Consider the following 24,949-nt stretch of genomic DNA (forward strand, 5'->3'; position numbering starts at 1 on the left):
GCGAATGATTTGCAATAGCGTTGACAAAGGTGATTTTATAACAGATGGTATTGCGAATTAGTCGCAACAAAATCTGGTGAGCACGTGAACGTCCAAAAATTCCGCCACGCCATTTTCGCTTTCTCGCTTTTTCTTCCGGGCGTCGCCCTTGCCCAGGAAAAACCTGTTGTCGTGACCACCTTCACCATCATCGCCGATATGGCGCGCAACGTAGCGGGTGACGCGGCCGAGGTGGAAAGCATCACCAAGCCCGGCGCGGAAATCCACAATTACCAGCCGACGCCCCGCGACATTCTGAAGGCCCGCAAGGCCGATCTGGTGCTGCGCAACGGACTCAATCTGGAATTGTGGTTCGAGAAATTCCTGACTAACCTCTCCGGCGTGCCTGATGTGACGGTGAGCGATGGTGTGAAGCCCATGGCGATCAGCGGCGGCGCCTATCAGGGCAAGCCCAATCCGCACGCCTGGATGTCTCCCGATAACGCCTTGATCTACGTCGAAAATATTCGCAAGGGCCTGAGCGAGATCGACCCCGCCCACGCCGATGTCTACGCCGCCAATGCCAAGGCCTATTCGGACAGGATCAGGGCCACGGTGCAGCCGATCCGCAATGAACTTTCGGCCCTTCCGGAAAACAAGCGCTGGTTGGTGACGAGTGAAGGCGCCTTTTCTTATCTCGCCCGCGATTTCGGCCTGAAGGAATTGTTCCTCTGGCCGGTCAACGCCGACAGTCAGGGCACGCCCCAGCAGGTTCGGGGTGTGATCGACGCCATGCGCGAGCATAATATCCACGTCATCTTCAGCGAAAGCACCGTTTCCGCCGATCCCGCCCAGCAGGTGGCCGAGGAAACCGGTGCGGCCTATGGCGGCATTCTCTATGTGGATTCGCTGAGCGAGGCTGATGGTCCCGTCCCGACTTACCTGGACCTGCTGCGTGTGACGAGCGAAACCATCGCCAAGGGACTGTCTTCATGAGAATGGGGAGTAAAAAATCAGGCGGCGGCCTGACGGTTCAAAATGCGACAGTGACCTATCGCAACGGCCACACCGCATTAAGAGATGCCAGCTTCTCCATTCCCCGCGGAACGATCACGGCACTTGTCGGCGTCAACGGCGCCGGCAAGTCCACGATTTTCAAGGCGATCATGGGTTTCGTTCCTTTGGCCGCCGGTTCCGTCTCGATCTTCGACCTGCCGGTAAAGGAGGCGCTGAAGAAAAACCTCGTCGCTTACGTGCCGCAGGCGGAAGAGGTGGACTGGAGCTTTCCGGTGCTGGTGGAAGACGTGGTGATGATGGGCCGTTATGGCCACATGAATTTCCTGCGCATCCCCTCGAAGCGCGATCACCAGATGGTGGAAGAGGCGCTGAGACGCGTCAACATGCTCGATTATCGCAAGCGTCAGATCGGCGAACTCTCCGGCGGGCAGAAGAAGCGAGTGTTTCTGGCTCGCGCGCTGGCGCAGGAAGGACAGGTGATCCTGCTGGACGAACCTTTCACCGGTGTCGACGTGACGACGGAGGAGCAGATAGTCGCGCTTTTGAAGGCGCTGCGCGACGAGGGCCGCGTCATGCTGGTCTCCACCCACAATCTTGGCAGCGTTCCGGAATTCTGCGACCGCGCCGTCTTCGTCAAGGGTACGGTTCTGGCGTCGGGCAAAACAAGCGACACCTTTACAGAGGAAAACCTGCAAAGGGCTTTCGGCGGCAGCCTGCGCCACTTCGTTCTCGGCGGGGCAGACCTACATAGCGACGCCGATCCGCGCCGCCTGAAGGTCATAACCGATGACGAGCGGCCCTTCGTGATCTACGGCAAAAATGGCCAGGACAGGGGCGATTCTGAGGCTCCGAAAGAGAAAGCCGATGATTGACACCCTTCTTGAGCCTTTCACCTATGGTTACATGTTGAACGCCATCTGGGTCAGCGCACTGGTGGGCGGTGTCTGCGGCTTTCTCTCGGCCTATCTGATGCTGAAGGGCTGGTCATTGATCGGCGATGCGCTTTCCCATGCCATCGTTCCCGGGGTTGCCGGAGCCTATATGCTGGGCCTGCCCTTTTCGCTCGGCGCGTTTCTCTCCGGCGGGTTGGCGGCCGGGTCCATGCTGTTTCTGAATCAGAAGACACGGCTCAAGGAAGATGCGATCATCGGCCTGATCTTCACCTCGTTTTTCGGGCTTGGCCTGTTCATGGTGTCGCTCTCGCCGACCTCGGTGAATATCCAGACCATCGTGCTCGGCAATATCCTCGCCATCACCGCTGAAGACACCATCCAGCTGGCTTTGATCGGCGGTATCAGCCTCCTTGTGCTTTCGCTGAAATGGCGCGACTTCATGGTGGTGTTCTTCGATGAGAACCACGCCCGCACCGTGGGGCTGAAACCGGAAGTGCTGAAGGTGATCTTCTTCACCCTGCTGGCCGCCTCCACGGTTGCCGCCCTACAGACTGTCGGCGCTTTCCTCGTCGTCGCCATGGTGGTGACGCCGGGTGCTACTGCCTATCTCCTAACCGACCGTTTCGAGCGGCTGATCCTGATGAGCCTCATCATCGGCGCGGCCACCAGCTTCATCGGCGCCTATCTCAGCTATTTTCTCGATGGCGCGACCGGCGGCGTCATCGTGGTGCTACAGACGGCGATCTTCCTTGCCGCCTTTGTCTTTGCACCCAAACACGGCCTGCTCGCCTCGCGCGCCAAGGCGCGCAGGGCGCTGGAGGAAACGCCATGAGCGAATATCTCGAACTGGCCATACTGCCGTTTCAACTGCCCTTCATGCAATATGCCTTCCTGATCACGCTGATGATCGCGGTGCCCATGGCAATGCTCTCCTGTTTTCTGGTGCTGAAGGGCTGGTCGCTGATGGGGGACGCCGTTTCCCATGCCGTGCTGCCCGGCGTGGTGGTGGCCTATATCGTTGGCATCCCGCTTTCCATCGGGGCCTTCATCGCGGGCATGATATGTGCCCTCGGCACCGGTTTCATCAAGGAAAACAGCCGCATCAAGGAGGATACGGTGCTCGGCATCGTCTTTTCCGGCATGTTCGGGCTGGGACTGGTGCTTTACGTGAAGGTGCAGAGCGACGTACATCTCGACCATATCCTCTTCGGCGACATGCTCGGCATCGCGCCCTTGGACATGCTGGAGACGGGCGTGATCGCGCTTTTCGCCACTCTGTTTCTCGGCATCCTGCGGAAGGATCTGCTGGTCAACGCCTTCGATGCGCAACATGCAAGAGCCATCGGCCTGCCCGTGCGTGTGCTGCATTATGGCCTGCTGATGGTGCTGTCGCTCACCGTAGTCGGCGCGCTGAAGGCGGTTGGCATCATTCTCTCCGTCGCCATGCTCGTCGCACCGGGCGCAATCGCCTTCCTGCTGACCCGGCGTTTTTCCGCCATGCTGCTGGTGGCCATTGCGGTGGCGGTCGCCTCGTCGCTAGCGGGCATATGGCTGAGTTTCCTGATCGACAGCGCTCCCGCCCCCACGATCGTGCTCTTCATGAGCGTCACCTTCGTCGCGACATTCGTCCGCACCATCTGGAAAACCCGCCGTACCGACACGGCCCATGAGACGGCAATATAAAAGAACGATTTTTACGGGCGCGTGGAACATTTTCTCCTTTTGCGCGTCATTTTATCGAGCCTGTCGCGGGGCGGCGGCTCGGGAAAATTTCGCAAAAGGGGAAGCGCCATGCTTAAATGGGCTCTTATTTTCTTTGTCATTTCTTTGATCGCGGGCGTGTTCGGCTTTACCGGCATTTCGGCAGCCGCAGCCGGCGTGGCCCGCATTCTGTTCTTCATCGCCGTGGTGATCTTCCTGGTCTTCCTCGTGCTTGCACTGATGGCCGGAAGCGCCGTCGTCTGAATGAAAAAGGCGACCGGTTGTCACGCCGGTCGCCCTCCTCTCTCCCTTAAAATCCGTCAGCCCGTCCAACCGCCATCAATGACATGGATCTGGCCGGTGGTGAAACCTGCTTCGTCTGACGCGAGGTAGGTGACGAGCGCTGCGATCTCTTCCGGCGTGGCGATGCGACCCATAGGCTGGCGCGCGATGAAATCTGCAAGAGCCTGTTCGTAATTGCCGGTGGCGCGCAGACGATCGTGCAGCGAAGGGCTATCCACCGTTCCGGGGCAGATGGCGTTGCAACGAATGCCCTTTGTCACGAAGTCCGCCGCAATCGCCTTGGTCAGGCCCACAACGGCGGCCTTGGAAGCGGTGTAGGCAAACCGGTTTGGCACGCCCTTTACGCTGGAAGCAACCGAGGACATGTTGACGATCGCGCCCTTTCCCTTCTCCAGCATGCCGGGCAGGAACGCGCGGCAGGTACGGTACATGGCCTTTGCGTTGAGGTCGAAGGAGAAATCCCAGTCCTTCTCCTCACACTCGAGGATGGTGCCGGAATGAACAAAACCGGCGCAGTTGAACAGCACATCCGCATGGCCGATATCGGCGGCAAAATCTTTTACGCCATCGCCGTCGAGCACGTTCAGAACCCGCGTCTCTGCCCCCTTGAGCGTAGAAAGCGCCTGCTCATTGATATCGGTGGCGATGACGCGCGCCCCGAGCGACACGAACCGCTCTGCCGCCGCCCGCCCGATACCCTGACCGGCCGCGGTGATCACCACTGTCCGGCCGTTAAAATCCTGCACCATGAATAGCCTCCCGCTAAGGCACGCCCGCCTGCCGGGGCCGAGCCGTTGAATTTCAGTGACCTCAAATATGGATCGACAATTCATATGTAAACGCGGTATTCATATGGCGTCAAGCAAACTTGCGTGGACGGCCGGTATAGGGCAAGCCTATTTTCAGGCCCAGCCCGGCGCCGGCGACCATACACACCATCATCATCGAGGCCAGATGACTGACGACGACAGCGAAAGATATCGCGCTCCCGCCCTCGACAAGGGCCTGGACATTCTCGAACTTCTGGCCCGCACCGATGGCGGGCTGACGCAGATCGAGATCGCCAAGTCCATCGGAAAGAGCCCCAACGAGCTTTACCGCATGCTGGACCGGCTGGTGCGCCGGGGTTATGTGCAGCGGCTTGACGGCGATCGATTCTCTTTGACGCTGAAGATGTTCGGGCTGGCGCATTTCCATGCGCCTATCCGCCGGCTGGTTTCCTTCGCGGCCCCTGTCATGCGCGATTTTTCGGCGAGTGCGGAACAGGCCTGCCATCTGGCGGTCCATGATCGCGGCAGCGTTGTGGTCATTGCCCAACAGGAATCATCCACCTACTGGGCCATGTCCATGCGTGTCGGCGCGCAGATGAGCCTGTTCCACACCGGCTCGGGCCACGTGCTTCTGGCCTTCCAGACAGAAGCACAGCGCCAGATCATGATAACCGAACAGGTGCGCGGCAGCGGCGAGACCATACCGCCGGGTCTTGCCGATCGGCTGGCAGAGGTGCGCAAGAACGGCTTCGAATCGATGGACAGCCTCCAGACCGCCGGTGTCCGCAATATTTCCGCTCCGGTGCTGACGCTCGATGGCACCGCGCTGGCCGTGATCACCTGTCCCTATATTACCCCTCTTGGCGGCAAGGCGCCCACACGCGAGGCCTGTGAGGTGTTGATCCGCGAGGCAGCAAAACGTATCTCCGAGATCGTGACGGGCACTATCTGAGCACAAAAAAACGCGACCGGCAGGGACCCGATCGCGTTTCAGTTGACTGGAGATTTATGTCTCGTAAACGTCGGGGGAACGTGGATGGTTCCCCCTTTTTTCGTCAGGCGGCGGCGGCCGTCAGTTCCTTGCGCACCATTTCGCGCAGCGTCACCAGATCCTTGGCGAAGAGGCGGATACCTTCCGAGAGCTTCTCGGTGGCCATTGCGTCTTCGTTCAGCGCCCAGCGGAATGCCTTCTCGTCCAGCGACTGCAGCGGCTCGGCCTTGACGTTGTCTGCCGAAAGCTTGCGCTCCAGCTTGCCGGTATCCTTGTCCAGCTCTTCCAGCAGCGCCGGGCTGATCGTCAGGCGGTCGCAACCGGCAAGCGCTTCGATTTCGCCGACGTTGCGGAAGGACGCGCCCATGACGACGGTGCTGATGCCATTGGCCTTGTAGTAGTTGTAGATGCTGCGCACGGAAACGACGCCCGGATCGGTCTCGGCGGTGTAGTTTTCGCCGGTCGACTTCTTGTACCAGTCAAGGATACGGCCGACGAAGGGCGAAATGAGGAAGACCTTGGCTTCGGCGCAGGCAATCGCCTGAGCCTGCGAGAAAAGGAGCGTCAGGTTGCAGTCGATGCCTTCGGACTGCAGCACTTCGGCAGCCTTGATGCCTTCCCAGGTGGAAGCAAGCTTGATGAGGATGCGTTCACGCTCGATGCCGCGCTCCTTGTAGGCGGCAATGATGTGGCGGGCCTTCGTGATGGAGGCTTCGGTATCGAATGAAAGGTCGGCATCGACTTCGGTCGATACGCGGCCCGGCACGAGGCCGGCAAGCGCTGCCCCCACGGAGATGGCCAGACGATCGGCAACGGCAGCAACAACGGCGTCGGACTGGCCGCCCTGCTTCTTGCCCCAGGCGACGGCTTCCTTGACCGCATCGGCAAATGCCGGCGTGCCAAGCGCCTTCAGAACGATGGTCGGGTTGGTGGTGCAATCCACCGGCTTCAGGCGGGCAACCGCCTCGATATCGCCGGTGTCGGCAACGACCGTGGTGATGGCGCGAAGTTGTTCGAGTTTGGATGTCATATCGAATGATCCTTCATGATCTCTTGAAAACTTGCTCAGCCGTCATTTCGTTCCCGCACCATGGGTGCGCCCAAGGCCGAAATCGCGGTTTCGTCGGCTCTGACTATCGCAAGCGGCACGGTCGAAAGTCAAGACATTTGCGCATCGCAATTGACATAAGTTTCATGCCTGCGATACTCGGCAAACACAATGAATGGCGGAAACCGTGGCAAAACTGAGAAGAGAAACCCATACGGCCTATTCGGAAGCGGCTTCGCTGCGGCTGCGGGCGGCATGGCTCTATTATAATCAGGGCATGACGCAGAAGGACGTCGCCGAAAAACTGGGTATCAGCCGCTCCACCGTCATACGACTGCTGGACGAAGCGATGAAGCGCTCCGAAGTGCAGATATGGATCAATGAGGGTATCGAAGATTTCGTCTCGCTGGCCGGCCAGCTTGAGGCGGCTTACGGGCTGGACGAGGCCGTGATCATCCCCTCTCCAGACAAAGCCAGTGCGGAAGGCACCGCCAAGGCCGTCGGGCTGGCGCTCGGGCAATTTCTCTCCGAAGCGGTGCCGAATGGCGCCACCATCGGCGTTGGCTGGGGTCGCACCATGACCGCCTCGCTTTCCAGCTTCCGCCCGCCGCGCCGGGAGAACTGCAAGGTCGTTTCGCTGCTCGGCGGTATCGTCGCCGTGCACCAGACCAACCCGCTCGATTACACCTGGCGGCTGGCGAGCGCGCTCGGCGCGGAATGTTACATGTTCCTCGCACCGCTGCTGGTGGATTCGGTCGAGACCAAACGGGCGCTGATCGAAAAATGCGGGCTTGCAACTCTGTACGATCTCGCCGAAACGCTCGATCTTGCCATCGTCTCCTGCGGCGATATCGGCCCGCACTCCACATCTTTGTCGGAAGGTTTCATCTCCAGGGAGACGCTGCGCGAACTCATTGACGCCGGCTGCGTCTGCGACACCATGTTCAACTTCATCGATGCCGAGGGCCGCTCGGTCGATCATCCAATCAACCAGCGCGCCATGGCGATCGATCTCGACACGCTGCGCAAGGCCAAACACATCGTGCTTGCCTCCGGCGGCGCCCACCGCGCCATCGCCATCCGCGCCACGATCAAGCGGATCGGCTGCAATACGCTGATAACGGACGAGGCGGCGGCGCGAGCGTTGATGGAGCTAGTTTAGGCGTTGTCAGGCAGCCTACTCAGACACCCCTCATTCCTGTGACAAGCACAGGGATGAGGGAGACCAGCCTCACACCTTTCCCGTTTCCCAACCCAGCATCGCCCGCTTGCGAGTGAGGCCCCAATGGTAACCCGTTAGAGCCCCGCTTTTGCCGACAGCGCGATGGCAGGGAACAACGAAGGACACCGGGTTTGCCCCCACTGCGGCACCCACGGCGCGGGAGGCGGTGGGCTGGCCGATATCACAGGCGATGTGCGAATAGGTGACCGCGCGGCCCATCGGGATTTTGAGGAGGCTTTCCCATACCCGCACCTGAAAATCCGTGCCGAGCAGCACAACACGCAGCGGCCTGTCCGCCGACCACATTGACGGATCGAAGATGCGGGCGGCATAAGGCGCGGTCGCTTCGCGATCCTCGACATAATCCGCATTCGGCCAGCGGCCGGCCATGTCCTCAAAACAGGCCCTCTCCTCACCCGGATCGGCAAAAGCGCAGCCGGCAAGGCCACGATCGGTCACCATGACCAGCGCAAGGCCGAAGGGCGAGGCGTGGAACCCGTAGCGGATCGTCAGCCCGCCGCCCTTCGCCTTCCATTCGCCGGGCGACATGGCTTCATGCGTGACGAAGAGGTCGTGCAGGCGTCCCGGCCCCGACATGCCGACCTCGATCGAGGTTTCGAGCAGTGGCAGATCCTCCTCGCGCAAAAGCCGCTTGGCATGATCGAGCGTTACAGCCTGAAGGAATGCCTTGGGCGAAAGGCCGGCCCAGCGGGTGAAAGTCTTCTGCAATTGCGTCGGTGACTGGCCGAGCCTTGCGGCAATGGCTTCGAGGGAGGGCTGCTCGCGATAATCCAGCGTCAAAAGCTCGATGACCCCGCGCACCGTGTCGTAATCGGATCCGATGGGGGTGATGTCTTCGTTCAGCGCAATATTGGCGTTCATCGCAAATCTCCTAACGGGTAAGAGAAAACCATTAAAGTGTGGTCGTCTCCACCCGTTTCTTGCGCCCTGCTCCATTTCTACCGTCATACCGGCCTCGAGCCGGTATCCAGCCAGCCCAAGTCCTTGGGCTGAAAGGAGTCTTTTCCGCCGCGCCGACGCGCGTCGGCTGGATTCCGGCTCAGGGCCGGAATGACGGAGGGAGAGCTGGATTATCCTCTTACATCCGCCGCCGCACCGTCGCCAGCGCACCGCCAAACGCCTTGGCAAAGCTTTCCCGATCATCCGGATTGAGGAACGAGCCGATGTCGGTCGCCCGGCCCTCGCCCGTCACATGCATCGAGACGATGCCGATCTCGTCATGCCGCCTCACCCTGAAACGCGCCCAGAACGGATTGAAGCGATGCTCCACCATTCGTCCGGCAGGGGAGAATTTTCGGATCGACAGGCTGGTGCGCGAGACGCTGACCTCCTCCCGCGCCTTGGCCGCCCGGTAATTGACGCGGAAAGCGATATAAAGCAGCAGAAAATCCAGTCCGAAAAACAGGCCGATCGGCCATGCTCCGGTGGCGAAGAAAAAGCCGCCATAGATCAGGCAGGCAAGTCCCGACAGGATGAGAAGCAGCCGGAAACCGCGGCGGCCAAGCGAACGGTGCGGAACGAGTTCCGCCGCGAAAATCGGCTGGTCGTTGAGCGTATCCACGTTGCTTTCCTTTGGGCGGGCTGGCTATAGATAATCCATGACAATCGCCAAGAAACGATCCAGCACCCAAACCTTGAAAAAGTCAAATCCGGCAGCCGCGCGCAGGCCGACGCAGGTGAAGACGGCCTATTTTAGGGAGGAGCTCAGCGAAATCTTCCGCCGCTTTTCCATCCAGCGGCCGGAACCGAAAGGCGAGCTGGAACATACCAATCCCTTCACCCTGCTGGTGGCTGTGGCGCTGTCCGCACAGGCGACCGATGTGGGCGTGAACCGGGCCACCCGCGCGCTGTTCAGGGTGGCCGATACGCCGGAAAAGATGCTGGCGCTCGGCGAGGAAGAACTGATCGGTTACATCAAGACCATCGGGCTTTACCGTAACAAGGCGAAGAACGTCATTGCCCTGTCGCAGATGCTGATCGACAATTTCGGCGGCGAGGTGCCGAAGACCCGCGACGAACTGGTGACGCTTCCCGGTGTGGGCCGCAAGACGGCCAATGTGGTGATGTCGATGGCCTTCGGCGTGCCCACGCTTGCGGTGGACACACATGTGTTCCGCATCGCCAACCGGCTCTGTCTTGCGCCGGGCAAGACCCCTGACGAGGTTGAAGACCGGCTGATCCGCATCATTCCCGAAGAATATCTGTTCCATGCCCATCACTGGCTGATCCTGCACGGGCGTTACTGCTGCAAGGCACGCAAGCCGGAATGCGAGCGTTGCGTGATTGCCGATATCTGCAAATCGCCGGAAAAGACCTTCGATATTCCGGCGCCGCTGGTGGAATTACCCGCGCAGCTGTTCGGTTCGGCTGGCGGCGAATGAAGGGTCGCGGCGGCTGACAGCCTTGTGCAGATGCACCATCATGGAGGCCGCAAAAAGCGGCGTCAGCAGGTTGAGGAATGGAACCGCCAGAAAGGCCGCAATGACCAGCCCGGCCATGAAGACGGTGGTGCGGTGTTTTACCCGGAACAGCCGGGCGTCAGCGGGGCGAGCGGAAACGCATCGCCGCGAATTCGAAGAATTCCCGGCCGAGCAGGTAACCGTTCACCAGAAAAAACGCGATGAGGTTGATACCGGGAACAAGCAGCAGAAAAAGCGCAATGAGGTTGCCGGCAATGACAACGCCGAAAAACTTGATGGAGGAGAGCACGGCCTCGCCCATCGGCATCGCCTTGCCGGGCGGATCGTCCGGATAGCTCTTCTTTTCAACCACTTCGGCGACATCGTCGAGAAACAGGCCGGCGATGACGGCAGTGACCGGCGAGATGAGCAGCGCCAGTGCCAAAGCCAGCCCTATTCCGGCGAAAATGGCGAAAACGAAGCTCAGCCAGCCCGCCCAGTCCGGCACGCCGGGAATCAGCGCGTCTATCCATGGCAGGGCGAAATAGATGAAGATCGAGCGGATGGCGAACCACAGGGCCGCGAGCACGAGAAGGGTGAGCCCCAGTACCTTCCAGAATACCGACCGGGTTTCGGCGGCAAAGAGATTTTGGAAGGCGAGCCGCGCCGCATCAAAAATCATTCGGAACTCCTTGAAGCTTCTCGGGTTGGGGCACTCTCTCAGGAGGAGATAGGCGATGACCCCATCCTGCGCAAGACGGGGACCCAAAAGGTAGATTAGCGCGATCTAAACCGGAGATGGAATTTCTCTTGAATAAAAGGTATCTCTAAAATATAATAATATACCTATCATAATTCGCATTCCGGTCCGGTGGAGGACAAGGCCGGAAAAGCTATCCCCCACCGTCAAATTGCGGTTCGCACGCTTGTCTGCGCGCGCGCATGCATCATCGTTCAATAAAGATAAGAATGAGGCGTTGGTGGAAAAGCTGCTGTTGAACCTTACGCGCGCCATGAAGGCAGGCACCCCTTCCGAGCGCAAGATCGCCAAATATCTGATCGAACATCTCGACGAATTACCGTTCGAGACGGCGCAGACGCTGGCTGCGAAGCTCGGCCTCAGCCCGATGACGGTCGGACGTTTCCTGCGCTCGCTGGGATACCGGCAGTTCAGCGATATCCGCGCCGATCTGCGCCATGCCGAAGAAACCGCCGGCGCGGACCAGCCCGCAACGGCGGAAGGCGGCGAACGCCAGTCCAACCCGTTTTCACAGCTTCTTTCGCAGCAGATCCAGGCCGTCCAGACCGCCTTCGACATGACGTCCCAGTCAATCTGGCGGCTTGCCATGAACGAGATCGCCACGGCGGGCGATGTCTTTCTGGCAACCTCGCCGGAAGGTCTCGATGCCGGGCGGCATTTCTACGCGCGTCTTCTCGAAAGCCGGGGGCACATCCATTATCTCGGTAGCGACAGCGCCGCCTATGTCGCCCTGTGGGATTTCGACGCCGCGAAGACCCTGCTCGTCATCATGGATTGCGGCGGCAGCCTGTCACCGCTGCAGCGCTTGGCTGCAATGGCGCGCAAGAGCGGCTATCGCACATTGCTGATCACCACGCGCTTTTACGAATGGGGTCCGGAAAGTGCCGACCTCTGTATCGCCATGCCGCAGGCGCAAAATGGCGGCCAAGGCTTGCTGCAACTGGTTTCCCTGCTGGAATTCACCCTCTGCGCGCTAAGCGCCGGGGCCGATGACGCAACAAAAGCGCGGGCGAAAAACTTTGCCGCGCTGAAGCGCTCGCTACGCGGCTGATCTGCTCTTGGCAGGCGGCAGGATCGAGTGGCCACCACCTGTTTCTTCTCCCGCCGGAGAAGAATCGCGCGGCATCCGTCAGCAAAAATTCCGCGCTGATAAGTCAAAGACTTTCCAGTTCCTGACGATGCCGGTACATGGCGAGAAAACGGCGATAATCCCGCTCATAACGTGGTCCCCGCGCCGGATCGCCTGATATTTCCGCGTTGCCGGGATACATGGCGGCGCCAGCAGCGGCGAGGCTTGCATGCACCCCGCCGGCGGTTGCCGCTGTCATTGCCGTGCCCAATAACACCGCATCGGCAGTGGCGGGAACCACGATGCGCTTGCCGGTCACATCGGCATAAAGCTCCATCAGCAGCGGGTTTTTCACGTGTCCGCCAGTGACATGCAGGCTCTCCACGGCATAACCGAAACGCTCCATCGCATCGAGCACATGGCGCGCGCCGAGCGCAATCGCGACGGCGGTGCGCCAATAGAGACGGCAGAGGCTGTCGAAAGACGTATCCAATGTCAGCCCGCTGATGACGCCGACGGCGTGCGGATCGGCAAGCGGGGAGCGGTTGCCGTGAAAATCCGGCAGCACATGCAGCCGCTCGGCAAAGGCCTCGCCCTCAAGCGCCCGCAATTCCGTTACCCGCGCAACGATGCGGGCATGCAGCGCCGTATCCGGCTCCCCGCCCGCCGCATGCATGCGTACCATATGATCGAGCAGCGCGCCGGTGGCCGATTGCCCGCCCTCCACCAGCCAGTGCTCGGGCAGGATCGCCTGCCAATAGGGGCCCCAGAGGCTATGGCCGGGCATTTGCCGCTCCGACACCGCAACAAGGCAGCTCGAAGTCCCGGCGATCAGCGCAACATGGCGGCCAACATCGGCAGACAGGCATCCGCCCAGCGCCCCCAGCGCGCCGGCATAGGCGTCGATCATGCCCGCAGCGACCTGACAACCGGTATCCAGACCAAGCTCGGCTGCAGCTTCGGGCGAAAGCGGACCGATGCTTTCTCCCGGCATCACGGTGGTTTCGGGGAGCCCCGCCCGCTCTCTCAAGTCGGCAAGCCCCGCCAGTTCGAGATAATCCGCCTGCCAGCCGGGATTTTCCTGCGCAAGAAAATTCCACTTCGCCGTCTGCGTGCAATTAGAACGTTTTGCTGAACCGGTCGCTTTCCACGTCAGGAAATCCGCCAGATCGAAGGCGAAGGACATGCGCGACCAGCTCTCGGGCATATGCTGCTTCAGCCACATCAGCTTCGGCATCTGCATTTCCGGCGAGACGCTGTTGCCGGCGAAATCCAGCACCCGGTGTCCCGATGCCGTCAGCCGGTCGGCCTCCGATATCGCCCGGTGATCGAGCCAGACGATGGTGTCGAACCGGTCTTCCCCGGTCACGGATACCGAAACCGGCTCACCCCGCCCATCGCGGATGACGAGTGAGCAGGTGGCATCGAAACCGATTGCAGCAATGCTTTCCGGCGCAACACCCGCCTCGGCAAGCGCTGCCCTTACCACGATGCAGACTGCCTTCCATATGTCGGTGGAATCATGTTCGGCGTGGTTTTCCTGCGGTCTCTGCATCAGGATCGGATGGGTGGCGCGGGCAAGCAGCCGGCCGGCCGCATCGAAAATGCCGGCCCGGGCGCTGGCGGTGCCGACATCGACAGCGACGAGATTTTGACGCTTCAAGACTGCAATTCCATCCCTTGCGCAACGGCCCGGCGACAGCGGCGGCAGGCGAAATCCGTTTTAGCCTGCATCACGTTCCGCTTGGCCGCCCAAACCGCCCTTCCCCACATAGCTGCCGACAAGTTGGACCAAATCCGGCATCGCGTCAAACACGGCATCCGCGCCAAGCCCGGCGATCTTTTCACGGAATGCGGGAAAACGGGCATGCGAACCACCGGTAAAAGCAAAAACGCCCATGCCGGCGGCCTTTGCCGCGGCAATACCGGCCGGGCTGTCCTCGATCACGATGCAGTGACGCGGATCGACGCCCATCTGGCGCGCCGCGTGCAGGAAGAGATCAGGCGCCGGCTTGCCGTTCTTCACCATGGTGGCGCTGAAGACATGCGGTTCGAATTTGTCGATCAGGCCGGTCAACCCCAGTGAATAACGGATACGTTCCGGCTGACTGGAGGAAGCAACACAGCGCCTGAATGGCACAAGCCTGTCGAGCGTCTGCGCAATGCCGTCGATCGGCTGCAACTCGCTTTTGAAGCGCTCGAACAGCGTCGCCCGCATATGATCGAGAAAATCGATATCCGTCTCGACACCGTAATCCTCGAACAACGTCCTTGTCATGCTGGCGACGCTTCGGCCGAGAAAGCGCTCATAGGCTTCCTCCTCCCCCATCGTCACACCCAGATGGGAGAGCATGTCGAGGAGGACGGAGATGGAAACCGGCTCGCTGTCGACGAGAACGCCGTCGCAGTCGAAAATCAAAAGGGGGCCGGTGTCGTCTTCCATCTCATCGTCACTTTTCAGCCAGCTTGTCATCCAGATAAAGCTGCAAGGTCTTCGCTGTACCCTCTTGCCACAGCGTCTTCAGCGCGTGGGCGAAGCGTTTACGGAAAAGTTCCGATTCGGCAACTGCTCCGAAAATATCGTTAAGCGCGAGGAAGGCCATGGGATCGTCCTTGGCCTTGATGGCCGCCGCCTGCAGGCGCTCGGCGCTGGCATCGTTGAAGACGATTTCCTTGCCGCTGTCGGACGTGCCGTAGAAATAGCGGCACCACAAGGCCGAAACCAGCGAAAGACCGGTGATATCCTCTCCGCGCTCCAGCCGGTCGGCGGTGGAAGGCAGGATGAATTTCGGCTGGCGGTTGGAACCGTCCTGCGCCAGGCGCGGAATGGTGTCGCCAATCTTTGGATTGAGGAAGCGCCGCTCGATCAGCGCGAAATACTCATTAAGGTCCGTATCCGGCACCGGCGGAATGACCGGTATGATCTCTTCCTTTTCGAGCTTTGCCAGAAACGCCCGGATCAGCGGATGCTCCATCGCCTCGTGGACAAAGTGGATGTCGAGCAGCGCCGCCGGATAGGCGATTGCCGCATGGCCGCCATTGAGGATGCGGATTTTCATATGCTCATAGGGCGCAACATCGGATACGAACTGCACGCCCGCTTTCTCGAGCGCCGGGCGGCCCGCCGGGAAATTATCCTCCATCACCCATTGCTTGAATTCTTCGCAGAAGACCGGCCAGTTGTCGTCGATGCCAAAATCGTCTTGGGCGATGTTGCGTTCGCGCTCGCCGGTGGCTGGCGTGATGCGGTCGACCATCGAATTGGGGAAGGCAACGTTTTCGCCAATCCAGTTGGCAAAGGCAGGATCGGACAAAGCCGCCAGCCCGACCACGGCATTTTTCGTGACCTTGCCATTATGCGGAATGTTGTCGCAGGACATGACGGTGAAAGGCTGTACGCCCTTCTCGCGCCGCGCCTTCAGCCCGGCGACGATCAGCCCGAACACGGTTTTCGGCGAAGCCGGATTTCTGCCGTCTTCGGCAATCGCCGGATGCTGCGGATTGAAGGAGCCGGAGGCGTCAATGAAATAACCGCCTTCCGTGATCGTCATGGAGACGATGCGAATCTTCGGATCGGCCAGTTTTTCGATTATCGCCGCGCTATCGCCGACCGGCAGAATATCGATCATCGGCCCGGTGACACGCGCACCGGTGCGGTTATTGTCCTGCTCTACAACGGTCGTCAGGAAATCCTGTGCGGCGAGTTTTTCGCGCATCACCGTATCCGACGGCAGGACACCCGCGCCGATGATCGCGAAGTCATGGTCCGCTCCGGTGTTGAACAGGTCGTCGAGATAAACCGCCTGATGGGCGCGGTGGAAATTGCCAACGCCGAAATGCACGATGCCGGCAGAAAGATCGTCCCGGCCGTAGGACGGAACGGCCGCGGTCTTTTTTGCTTCGTCAAGCGTTGCGAGGGAAAGTTTGCATGTCATGTCATGATCCTCGAAGGGAAAACGGTGGTCTTGCCAATCGCCCTGTCGCGGGCATTCGGACTATCTGCAAACGGCCGCCACCGAATGGCGAGCCGCTGCGTCTTGATGGCCAGCCCCGCCTAGATTGCGTTGCCCTTGTCATCGAACCTGTGGATTTTGGTATCGTCGGGCGTGATGAAGACAGTGTCGCCGTGCTTGCAGGCGAATTCGCCGTCCGCGCGGGCGGTAATCGGGCCGATGCCTGGGACATCGATATGCAGAAATGTGTCGGAGCCGAGATGTTCGGCGACGGTGACCTTGCCCTGCCAGAGACCGCTCTCCTTCGACAGCACCAGATGTTCCGGCCGAACCCCGGCTGTGGCGGCACCCTTTTGGCGGGCGAAGTCACCGGTGATGAGGTTCATGCGCGGCGAGCCGATGAAGCCGGCGACGAAGAGGTTGGCGGGAGAGCGATAGAGCTCCATCGGCGAACCGACCTGCTCGATATTGCCACGGTTCAGCACCACGATCTTGTCGGCCATGGTCATGGCCTCCACCTGGTCGTGGGTAACGTAGATCATCGTCGTTTTCAGCGTGTTGTGCAGCTCGGAGATTTCCAGCCGCATGGTGCCGCGCAGCGCCGCATCGAGGTTGGAGAGCGGCTCATCAAACAGGAAGGCGGAAGGCTCGCGCACGATGGCGCGGCCGATGGCCACGCGCTGGCGCTGGCCGCCCGAGAGCTGTGAGGGCCGGCGTTCGAGATAATCGGTGAGGTTCAGCACCCGTGCCGCATCCTCCACCTTCTTGTCGATAACCGCCTTGTCGAGCTTGGCCATCTTCAACGGAAAGGCGATGTTGTTCCTGACGCTCATATGCGGATAGAGCGCATAGGACTGGAACACCATGGCAAGGCCACGTTCGGCCGGCGCCCGCTCGGTCACATCCTTGCCGTCGATGACGATCTTGCCGCCGGAGACATCCTCCAGCCCGGCGATCAGGCGCAGAAGCGTGGACTTGCCGCAACCGGAGGGACCGACAAAGACGACGAATTCGCCATCGTGGATATCGAGATCGATCGACGGGATGACCTTTGCCTCACCGAAGACCTTGGACACGTTCTGAAGGGAAATGCTGCCCATGTTTGTCGTTCCTTATTTCACGGCGCCGAAGGTCAGGCCGCGCACGAGTTGCTTCTGCGAGAACCAGCCAATGACGAGAATGGGGGCGATCGCCATCATCGAGGCGGCCGAAAGTTTTGCCCAGAACAGCCCCTGCGGCGAGGAGAAGGAGGCAATGAAGGCCGTTAGCGGCGCTGCATTGGTGGTGGTCAGCCGGATGGTCCAGAAGGATTCATTCCAGGCGAGGATGACGTTCAAGAGCAGCGTTGAGGCAATGCCGGGCACCGCCATCGGTGTCAGCACATGCACGATCTCGTTCCACAGCGATGCGCCATCCATGCGCGCGGCTTCCAGGATCTCGCCGGGAATTTCCCGGAAATAGGTGTAGAGCATCCAGATGACGATCGGCAGGTTGATGAAAGTCAGCATGATGGTGAGACCGATCCGGGTATCGAGCAGACCGGCATTGCGGAAGATCAGATAGATCGGCACCAGAACGGCCACCGCCGGCATCATCTTGGTGGAAAGCATCCACATCAAAATGTCCTTGGTGCGCTTGGTCGGCGAGAAAGCCATGGCCCACGCCGCAGGAATGGCGATGATCAGCGCGATGATCGTAGAACCTAGTGACAGCACCACCGAGTTCATGAAGGGCTTGAAGTAATCGCGCTGGGTCTGGACCGTCACGTAATTCTCAAGCGTGCCCGAGGGAATGAGGCTGAAGCCGGCGATCGCCTCCGGCTCGGTCTTGATCGAAGTGAGGAAGGCGTAAAGGATCGGGAAGAACAGCAGGAGCGCGACGATCCATGCAGCGATGGAGAAGCCGATCTTTGCGCGAGTGGTTGTCTTGCGGGCCATGATGTTTCCCCTTTACCGGTCGAGGTTCTTGCCGACCGCGCGCATCAGGAAGATGGCGACGATATTGGCGAGGATGACGGCGATGATACCGCCGGCCGAAGCGCCACCGACGTCGTAACCCAGAAGTGCGGTGCGATAGATCAGGAAGGCAAGGTTGGTGGAAGCGTAGCCTGGGCCGCCATTGGTGGTGACGAGGATTTCCGCGTAGACGCCGAGCAGGAAGATCGTCTGGATCAGGATGACGACCGTGATGGCGCGCGAAAGATGCGGCAGCGTCAGATAGATGAAGCGGTTGGCGAAGTTGGCGCCATCCATCTCGGCCGCTTCCTTTTGCTCGCCATCGAGCGATTGCAGTGCGGTGAGCAGGATCAGCGTCGCAAAGGGCAGCCATTGCCAGGCGACGATGATGATGATGGACAGCAGCGGAAACTGTGCAAACCAGTCCACGGGCTGGAAACCGAAAAAGCGCGAGAGATCGGCAAGCACGCCGTAGCCGGGATGCATGATCATGTTCTTCCACACCAGCGCGGCAACCGGCGGCATGACGAAGAAGGGCGAGATGATCATGATGCGCACGATGCCCTGGCCGAAAATGTCGTTGTCAAGCAACAGAGCAATGGCAATGCCGCCGATCACGGTGATCAAAAGCACCCCGCCGACGATCAGCAGCGTGTTCCAGATCGACTGGAAAAAGGCGGGGTCGGTGTAGAAATACTGATAATTGAACAGGCCGGCGAAGCTGACATTGGCCGGGTTCAGGAGGTTGTAGTTCTGGAACGAGAACCACAGGGTCATTGCCAGAGGCACGATCATCCAGACCAGAAGCAGCAGAACCGAAGGCGCAAGCATCACCCGCGCAAGACCGCTTGTGTTTCGTGTTGCCATTTGCACTCACCTCCCCTTGGGCTCGGGCATCAAGAGATGCGCCCGGCATATCCGGAAGAACCGGCTCATTCTTGTTTTGATTTGAAAGCTATCGAAGCCGCATAGCGGTCTTCAGCCCGCAGTCTCGCTGCCCGGCATTGGCGCCGGACAGCGATCTTCGGGAGGATTACTTGATGTAACCGGCGCGGGTCATTTCGCGCGTCGCGGTCGACTGGGCGCTGGCAAGCGCATCATCGACGCTGGACTGGCCGGCGACGACCGCCGAGAACAGCTGACCAACCGTGGTGCCGAGCGCCTGGAATTCAGGGATCGCCACGAACTGGCCGCCGGTGTAAGGCACGGGCTTTACAGTCGGCTTGGTGATGTCGGCGGCATCCATGGCGGCAAGCGTCGGCTTGGCGAAGGCGGCTGCCTTTTCATAGTCGGCGTTCTTGTAAAGCGAGGTGCGCGTGCCCGGAGGCACGTTTGCCCAGCCTTCCTTGGAAGCGACGAGTGCGGTGTAGTCCTTGCTGGTTGCCCAGGAGATGAACTTCTCAGCGGCTTCGGCCTTCTGCGAGCTCTTCGGGATAGCAAGGTTCCAGGACCACAGCCAGTTGCCATGGTTCTTCAGCTCGCCATGGGTCGGGAAGAGCGCGTAACCCACCTTGTCGGCAACGGTGGAATCCTTCGGATTGGAAACGAAGGAGGCAGCCACAGTGGCGTCAATCCACATGCCGCATTTGCCCTGCTGGAACAGCGTCAGGTTTTCATTGAAACCGTTGGAGGAGGCACCGGACGGGCCGGCATCCTTCATCAGATCGACGTAGAACTGCAGCGAGCTCTTCCATTCCGGCTGATCGAACTGCGGCTTCCAGTTTTCATCGAACCAGCGGCCACCGAAGGAGTTGGTGAGCGCGCTGATGAAGGCCATGTTCTCGCCCCAGCCGGCCTTGCCGCGCAGGCAGATGCCGTTGATATCGGCCTTGCGGTCGGTGATCTTGCGGGCCGCATCGCCGATGAATTCCCATGTGGGGTTATCAGGCATCTTCAGGCCGGCTTTTTCAAACAGGTCCTTGCGATACATGATCATGGCGGATTCGCCGTAGAAGGGGGCTGCGTAAAGCTTGCCGTCAGCGGAAAGGCCGCCACGGATCGCCGGCAGAATGTCGTCGACGTCATATTTGTCGCCGAGCTTTTCGAGCGGCAGCAGCCAGCCCTGCTTGGCCCAGATCGGCACTTCGTAGTTGCCGATGGTCATGATGTCATATTGACCGCCATTGGTGGCGATATCGGTCGTCACGCGCTCGCGCAGGACGTTTTCTTCAAGCGTTACCCATTCGACCTTGATATCCGGGTTCTTGGCGGTGAAGTCCGAGGTGAGACCCTGCATGCGGATCATGTCGCCGTTGTTCACGGTGGCAATGGTCAGCGTCTCGGCGGATGCAAGGGTCGAAAAGGCGAGTGCCGAGCATGCGCCCAGCAAAATGGTCTTCAATGTCATATCTTCCTCCCAGAAGAAAAATGATGAGCATTCGCTTTGCTCTGGGGCATTTACTCACCCGGAGACCAAAAATGTCAAGCGACATCCTGTGCTGGGACGCACAGGGAAAAACCAAGCTCTTGATTTTACGTAATTAATTTTTGCTCAGTGTGTGAGCAAATATTCACTTGTCGCTTCGTCGGTGATGAGCCCGTTCAACAGGCCACCCTTCAGCGCCGCCAGAATCGATGCGTTCTTGCGGGCACCCTGCGCCATGCCGATGACGGTGCAGGTGTCTCGTGAGGGAATGGGAACGGAGGCGACGCGCTCGTTGACAGCGTGATCGAGGATGTGGCCGTTGGCATCATACATCCACCCACAAATCTCTCCCACCGCCCCGCTCGCCATCAGTGCCTTCATCTCGTCGACATCAAGAAACCCATCGACGCAGAGCGGTGCATTTTCGCCGAGTTCACCGATACCGACGAAGGTAACATTGGCAGCGGCCCCCAGCGCCAGCGTGGAGCGCACCATGGATTGATCGTGCAGCAACTCGCGTTCTTCCGCCGATGAGCAGAGCACGCGGCAGCGGCATCGGGAAATGCCTGGCCTTGATCGCGTCGGCCATGCTGAAGATGACGTTGTAATAGGCGGCCGATCCGTCTGGGCCGATATTGCCCGTCAGCGAGACGATGCGGTGCTGCGGGCATTCCATCGGCGGCAGCTGGTCCACGGCGGCCTTCAATGTACGGCCGGTGCCGATGGCGAGCACGATGGGATCGACATTTCTCAGCCAGCGCTCGATTTCCGCCGCTCCGGCCTCGGCGATCCCCACCGTGGAAGAAATCCCGGCAGGATCGCTCGGCACGACTTCGATATATCCAAGGCCAAATTTTTCCTTGAGACGTTCGGCTTTTTCGAGACAGGCGGCGATGGGGTGGTCGAGCCGAACCTTGATCAGCCGCTCGGCAACGGCCAGCGACACAAGCCGCTGCGCCGACTGCCGGGAAATGCCCATGGCGGCGGCGATCTCGTCCTGCGTGCGACCGGCGACATAATAAAGCCAGCCAGCACGGGCCGCATCATCCAGCCGTCCATGTGCGTCGTTTCGTCTGGCCATGCCGCTGCCCTCTGAGAATTACGTCTGCGCATTTGCTGGCATTTTTTTGCAGCGGCTGTCAAACGGGGGATGCGGAAGAGAACGCTGGGCGGTGCGGCGTAATTCTTCTCCCCGCCGGGGAGAAGGTGGCCCGAAGGGTCAGATAAGGGGGGCAACGCCAGCGATATGCGGGGAGCTTGCCCACTCATCCCGCTGCCGCGGACTTCTCCCCCTCGGGGAGAAGAAACAAGTGGCCGCCGCCCGATTCCCTACCGGCGCTCAGCCCGAAGCCAGCACTGCTCAATCAAGCCGCTTCCTGCACCAGGTGCCCCGCCGAAACCTCACGATAAAGCCGCTGCGGCGGCACATAGTCCACCGGCCGGATCGGGCTTCTGATCTCGTCGGTCGCCATGTTGCGCTTGATCTGCCGTCGCGCGGGATCGGGCACCGGAACGGCGGACATCAGCTTCTTCGTATAGGGGTGCTGGGGATTATCGAAAACGGCCGCGCGCGGGCCGATCTCGACGATCTCGCCAAGATACATCACCGCCACCCGGTGACTGACCCGTTCCACCACCGCCATGTCATGGCTGATGAACAGGAAGGCGAGGTTGAGGTTTTGCTGCAGGTCGAGCAGCAGGTTGCAGACCTGCGCCTTGATCGAGACATCGAGCGCCGATACCGCCTCATCGGCGACAATGACCTTGGGATCGAGCATCAGCGAGCGGGCAATGGCGATGCGCTGGCGCTGGCCGCCGGAAAATTCATGCGGGAAGCGCCGCATCATATCCGGGCTCAGGCCCACTTTTTCCAGAAGATCGGCAGCCTTTTCCCGGGCCTGCTGTTTGGTTCCGAGGCGATGTTCGATAAAGGGCTCCATGATCGCCGTGCCGACGCTCATGCGCGGGTCGAGCGAGGCGAAGGGGTCCTGGAAGATCATCTGCACGCTGCGGCGCATGGTTCGCAGCGTCGTCTTGTCGAGCTTCAGCACCTCGTAGCCATCGAGCATGACATCGCCTGACGTCGGCTCGATCAGCCGGGTGATGGAGCGGCCCGTGGTGGACTTGCCGCAGCCCGATTCACCCACCAGCGAGAGGGTTTCGCCCTCGGCGAGATCGAAGGAAACCTTTTCCACCGCATGCACGGCGCCGGATTTGCGGCCGAATAGGCCGGAGCGGATGTCGAAACGGGTGGTCAGATCCTTGACCGAAAGGATGGGCGTGCGGCCGCCGGAGACAGTATCCTTCACGTCCGCCACAGGCTGACTTTCGCCGGTCTTGATATCGATGATCGGGAAACGGGCCGGCAGCAGCCTTTCCTTCATCGAACCCAGCTTCGGCACCGCGGAAAGCAGGGCTCGCGTATATGGGTGGCGGCCACGATGGAAAATGTCGTCGGTGGTGCCGGTTTCCACCACATCGCCACGGAACATGACGATGGTGCGGTCAGAGACTTCCGCCACCACGCCCATATCGTGGGTGATGAAGAGAACCGACATGCCCTCCTCTTCCTGCAATGTCTTGATGAGGTCGAGAATCTGGCCCTGGATGGTCACGTCGAGCGCCGTCGTCGGCTCGTCGGCGATCAGCAGCTTCGGTTTGGAGGCAAGCGCCATGGCGATCATCACGCGCTGGCGCATGCCGCCGGAAAACTGGTGAGGATAATCGTCGAAACGGTTCTTCGCATTGGGAATGCGGACTTTTTCCAGAAGCCGGATGACCTCGGCCTTTGCGGCAGAGGAGGAAATATCCTGATGTACGGTCAGCGCTTCGGCGATCTGCTTGCCGATCGGAAAGATCGGGTTGAGGCTGGTCATCGGCTCCTGGAAGATCATCGAAATGTCCTTGCCGCGGACCTTGCGCATCTCTTCTTCCGGCAGTGCCAGCAGATCGCGCCCGCCGAGCATGACCTTGCCTTCGATGCGGCTCGTCTTTTTATCGAGCAGCCGCATGATGGAGAGCGAGGTGACGCTCTTGCCCGAGCCGCTCTCGCCGACGATCGCCACCGTCTCACGCGGCGCGATCTCGAAACTCATATTGCGCACCACGGATTTCCAGCCGCCATCGACGCGGAAGGAGGTGGTGAGATTTTGAACCGATAAAACCGGGCTGACCGAACCGCCGGTCTGTTCCATTGATGTCGCTGCCAAAAGCATGCCGATCTCCTGAAAAGCAGAAGGCGGCCACGAGGGGCCGCCGGATGTCTCATGCAGCAAGTGCGGTTTCGGCCATCGAAACCCAGTAGCTGATGCCGTAAGGCAGCGCGTCGTCGTTGAAATCATAGGCGGCATTGTGCAGCCCGGCGGTATCGCCATTGCCGATGAAGATGAAGGCGCCGGGGCGCGCCTCCAGCATGTAGGAGAAATCCTCGGCGCCCATATGCGGATTGGGATTGGTGTTGACGGCGTTGGCGCCGGCCACACCCATCGCCACGCCGGTCGCGAATTCTGTCTCGTCACTGTGGTTGAACGTGACGGGATAACCGCGATCGTATTTCACCTCCACCGTCGCGCCATGAGCCATGGCGGTGGCGGCGGCCACTTCCTTGAGGCGCTTTTCGGCGAAATCGCGGGTCTCCGGCAGCAGCGTGCGCACGGTGCCGGTCAGCGTCACTGCACCGGGAATGACGTTGGACGCCGTGCCGCCATGGGTGGTGGCCACGGTGACGACGAGTGATTTCAACGGATCCGTCTCGCGCGAGACAATGGATTGCAGGGCGATGATGATATGCGCCGAAGTCAGCACCGGATCGATGGAAAGATGCGGTGCTGCCGCATGGCTGCCCTTGCCGGTGATGGTGATTTCGAAACTGTCCGCAGCCGCCATGGTGGAACCCTTGCGGATGGCGAACTGCCCGACGGGGATGCCCGGCTCGTTATGCATGCCATAGACCTGCGAGATGCCGAATTTCTCCATCATGCCGTCATTCAACATGGCAAGCGCTCCCGCGCCACCTTCTTCCGCCGGCTGGAAAATCACGGCCACCGACCCCTTGAAATTGCGCGTCTCGGCCAGATATTGCGCCGCACCCAAAAGCATGGCGGTATGCCCGTCATGACCGCAGGAATGGGCCTTGCCCGGCGTCTTCGAGGCCCATGGCTTGCCGCTCGTCTCAAGGATCGGCAGCGCATCCATGTCGGATCGGAAACCAATGGTCGGCCCATCCCCGTGCCGGCCCTTGATGATGCCGACCACGCCTGTTTTGCCAATGCCCGTTTCGACCACGTCGCAGCCGAAGGATTTCAGTTTTTCGGCAACGAATTTCGATGTTTCGTAGACATCGTAGAGCAGTTCCGGGTGTTCATGCAGATGGCGCCTCCAGCCGGCAACTTCTTCCTGCATTTCAGCCACACGGTTCAATATCGGCATTCTCTTTTTCCCTTTTTTTGTTCCCCGCCGGGTTGTCGGACGCCATATTGAGTTTGGAATTTCCTCTTTTGCAAG

The 24,949-nt window shown here is 60.2% G+C and carries 22 protein-coding genes and 2 pseudogenes; 9 read left to right on the forward strand and 15 right to left on the reverse strand.

All coding sequences use genetic code 11. From position 1 onward, the window contains the following. The first annotated feature begins 84 nt into the window (after positions 1 to 84). The 5 genes from QE453_RS01160 (at position 85) to QE453_RS01180 (ending at position 3,854) form a co-directional block, all read left to right on the forward strand. On the forward strand, positions 85 to 975 hold the full coding sequence (locus QE453_RS01160) for a metal ABC transporter substrate-binding protein (RefSeq protein ID WP_112766266.1): 891 nt from the start codon (positions 85 to 87) through the stop codon (positions 973 to 975). After that, complete coding sequence (locus tag QE453_RS01165; RefSeq protein WP_309776198.1) at positions 972 to 1,868, forward strand: manganese/iron ABC transporter ATP-binding protein; 897 nt, start codon at positions 972 to 974, stop codon at positions 1,866 to 1,868. The genes QE453_RS01160 and QE453_RS01165 overlap by 4 nt, the downstream gene beginning before the upstream one ends. Continuing rightward, the gene (locus QE453_RS01170; protein WP_034496805.1) at positions 1,861 to 2,721 is read left to right on the forward strand and encodes a metal ABC transporter permease; all 861 of its coding nucleotides are present in this window, start codon (positions 1,861 to 1,863) and stop codon (positions 2,719 to 2,721) included. Before QE453_RS01165 ends, QE453_RS01170 begins: the two co-directional genes overlap by 8 nt. Next, a complete protein-coding gene (locus tag QE453_RS01175; RefSeq protein ID WP_309776199.1) occupies positions 2,718 to 3,572 on the forward strand; it encodes a metal ABC transporter permease in 855 nt (284 codons plus the stop codon). The genes QE453_RS01170 and QE453_RS01175 overlap by 4 nt, the downstream gene beginning before the upstream one ends. Before the next feature lie 108 nt (positions 3,573 to 3,680). After that, complete coding sequence (locus QE453_RS01180) at positions 3,681 to 3,854, forward strand: DUF1328 domain-containing protein (protein ID WP_003499086.1); 174 nt, start codon at positions 3,681 to 3,683, stop codon at positions 3,852 to 3,854. Between the two features lie 56 nt (positions 3,855 to 3,910). On the opposite strand, the gene QE453_RS01185 is transcribed toward QE453_RS01180, so the two are convergent. Further along, positions 3,911 to 4,642: an SDR family oxidoreductase gene (locus QE453_RS01185; protein ID WP_004445231.1), complete on the reverse strand. Its 732-nt coding sequence runs from the start codon at positions 4,640 to 4,642 to the stop codon at positions 3,911 to 3,913. A gap of 205 nt (positions 4,643 to 4,847) precedes the next feature. Between QE453_RS01185 and QE453_RS01190 the strand changes: the two genes are divergently transcribed. Further along, positions 4,848 to 5,615 (forward strand): IclR family transcriptional regulator, encoded by a 768-nt coding sequence (locus QE453_RS01190; protein ID WP_006699543.1) that lies wholly within the window; start codon positions 4,848 to 4,850, stop codon positions 5,613 to 5,615. A gap of 103 nt (positions 5,616 to 5,718) precedes the next feature. Here QE453_RS01190 and tal read toward each other — a convergent pair whose 3' ends face one another. Next, on the reverse strand, positions 5,719 to 6,684 hold the full coding sequence (gene tal / locus QE453_RS01195; protein WP_004445235.1) for a transaldolase: 966 nt from the start codon (positions 6,682 to 6,684) through the stop codon (positions 5,719 to 5,721). A 205-nt stretch (positions 6,685 to 6,889) separates the two neighbouring features. Between tal and QE453_RS01200 the strand changes: the two genes are divergently transcribed. After that, a complete protein-coding gene (locus QE453_RS01200) occupies positions 6,890 to 7,864 on the forward strand; it encodes a sugar-binding transcriptional regulator (protein WP_034497564.1) in 975 nt (324 codons plus the stop codon). Positions 7,865 to 7,933: 69 nt separating this feature from the next. Here QE453_RS01200 and QE453_RS01205 read toward each other — a convergent pair whose 3' ends face one another. After that, the gene (locus QE453_RS01205; RefSeq protein ID WP_034496818.1) at positions 7,934 to 8,806 is read right to left on the reverse strand and encodes a bifunctional helix-turn-helix domain-containing protein/methylated-DNA--[protein]-cysteine S-methyltransferase; all 873 of its coding nucleotides are present in this window, start codon (positions 8,804 to 8,806) and stop codon (positions 7,934 to 7,936) included. 217 nt (positions 8,807 to 9,023) lie between these two features. Beyond that, positions 9,024 to 9,506 (reverse strand): DUF2244 domain-containing protein, encoded by a 483-nt coding sequence (locus tag QE453_RS01210; RefSeq protein WP_309776200.1) that lies wholly within the window; start codon positions 9,504 to 9,506, stop codon positions 9,024 to 9,026. 37 nt (positions 9,507 to 9,543) lie between these two features. Between QE453_RS01210 and nth the strand changes: the two genes are divergently transcribed. Further along, complete coding sequence (nth, locus tag QE453_RS01215; protein ID WP_309776201.1) at positions 9,544 to 10,326, forward strand: endonuclease III; 783 nt, start codon at positions 9,544 to 9,546, stop codon at positions 10,324 to 10,326. Here nth and QE453_RS01220 read toward each other — a convergent pair. After that, positions 10,288 to 11,026 (reverse strand): annotated as a pseudogene (locus tag QE453_RS01220) (sulfate transporter family protein). The gene nth and the pseudogene QE453_RS01220 sit on opposite strands and share 39 nt — an antisense overlap. Positions 11,027 to 11,321: 295 nt before the next feature. Between QE453_RS01220 and QE453_RS01225 the strand changes: the two are divergent. Then, positions 11,322 to 12,155, forward strand: a complete 834-nt coding sequence (locus QE453_RS01225; RefSeq protein WP_309776202.1) for a MurR/RpiR family transcriptional regulator — start codon at positions 11,322 to 11,324, stop codon at positions 12,153 to 12,155. A 103-nt stretch (positions 12,156 to 12,258) separates the two neighbouring features. On the opposite strand, the gene QE453_RS01230 is transcribed toward QE453_RS01225, so the two are convergent. The 10 genes and pseudogenes from QE453_RS01230 to QE453_RS01275 form a co-directional block, all read right to left on the reverse strand. After that, positions 12,259 to 13,836, reverse strand: coding sequence for an FGGY-family carbohydrate kinase (locus QE453_RS01230; RefSeq protein ID WP_309776203.1), 1,578 nt, complete (start codon positions 13,834 to 13,836; stop codon positions 12,259 to 12,261). A gap of 60 nt (positions 13,837 to 13,896) precedes the next feature. Continuing rightward, positions 13,897 to 14,616: an HAD family hydrolase gene (locus QE453_RS01235; RefSeq protein ID WP_037092314.1), complete on the reverse strand. Its 720-nt coding sequence runs from the start codon at positions 14,614 to 14,616 to the stop codon at positions 13,897 to 13,899. Positions 14,617 to 14,623: 7 nt separating this feature from the next. Beyond that, positions 14,624 to 16,108 carry a mannitol dehydrogenase family protein gene (locus QE453_RS01240; RefSeq protein WP_309776204.1) on the reverse strand — a complete coding sequence of 495 codons (1,485 nt, stop codon included), beginning with the start codon at positions 16,106 to 16,108 and terminating at the stop codon, positions 14,624 to 14,626. A 119-nt stretch (positions 16,109 to 16,227) separates the two neighbouring features. Beyond that, positions 16,228 to 17,226, reverse strand: coding sequence for an ABC transporter ATP-binding protein (locus QE453_RS01245; protein WP_309776205.1), 999 nt, complete (start codon positions 17,224 to 17,226; stop codon positions 16,228 to 16,230). Between the two features lie 12 nt (positions 17,227 to 17,238). Then, positions 17,239 to 18,063, reverse strand: coding sequence for a carbohydrate ABC transporter permease (locus QE453_RS01250; RefSeq protein WP_004445255.1), 825 nt, complete (start codon positions 18,061 to 18,063; stop codon positions 17,239 to 17,241). Between the two features lie 12 nt (positions 18,064 to 18,075). Then, positions 18,076 to 18,948 carry a carbohydrate ABC transporter permease gene (locus QE453_RS01255; RefSeq protein ID WP_034496826.1) on the reverse strand — a complete coding sequence of 291 codons (873 nt, stop codon included), beginning with the start codon at positions 18,946 to 18,948 and terminating at the stop codon, positions 18,076 to 18,078. 166 nt (positions 18,949 to 19,114) lie between these two features. Continuing rightward, on the reverse strand, positions 19,115 to 20,428 hold the full coding sequence (locus QE453_RS01260; protein ID WP_034496827.1) for a sugar ABC transporter substrate-binding protein: 1,314 nt from the start codon (positions 20,426 to 20,428) through the stop codon (positions 19,115 to 19,117). Between the two features lie 144 nt (positions 20,429 to 20,572). Continuing rightward, positions 20,573 to 21,527, reverse strand: a pseudogene (locus QE453_RS01265) (sugar-binding transcriptional regulator). 283 nt (positions 21,528 to 21,810) lie between these two features. After that, positions 21,811 to 23,661: an ABC transporter ATP-binding protein gene (locus QE453_RS01270; RefSeq protein ID WP_022562770.1), complete on the reverse strand. Its 1,851-nt coding sequence runs from the start codon at positions 23,659 to 23,661 to the stop codon at positions 21,811 to 21,813. A gap of 49 nt (positions 23,662 to 23,710) precedes the next feature. Next, complete coding sequence (locus tag QE453_RS01275) at positions 23,711 to 24,874, reverse strand: M20 aminoacylase family protein (RefSeq protein WP_004445263.1); 1,164 nt, start codon at positions 24,872 to 24,874, stop codon at positions 23,711 to 23,713. Positions 24,875 to 24,949 lie beyond the last annotated feature (75 nt).

This window comes from Agrobacterium sp. SORGH_AS_0440 (assembly GCF_031453135.1).
Classification (GTDB): domain Bacteria; phylum Pseudomonadota; class Alphaproteobacteria; order Rhizobiales; family Rhizobiaceae; genus Agrobacterium; species Agrobacterium pusense.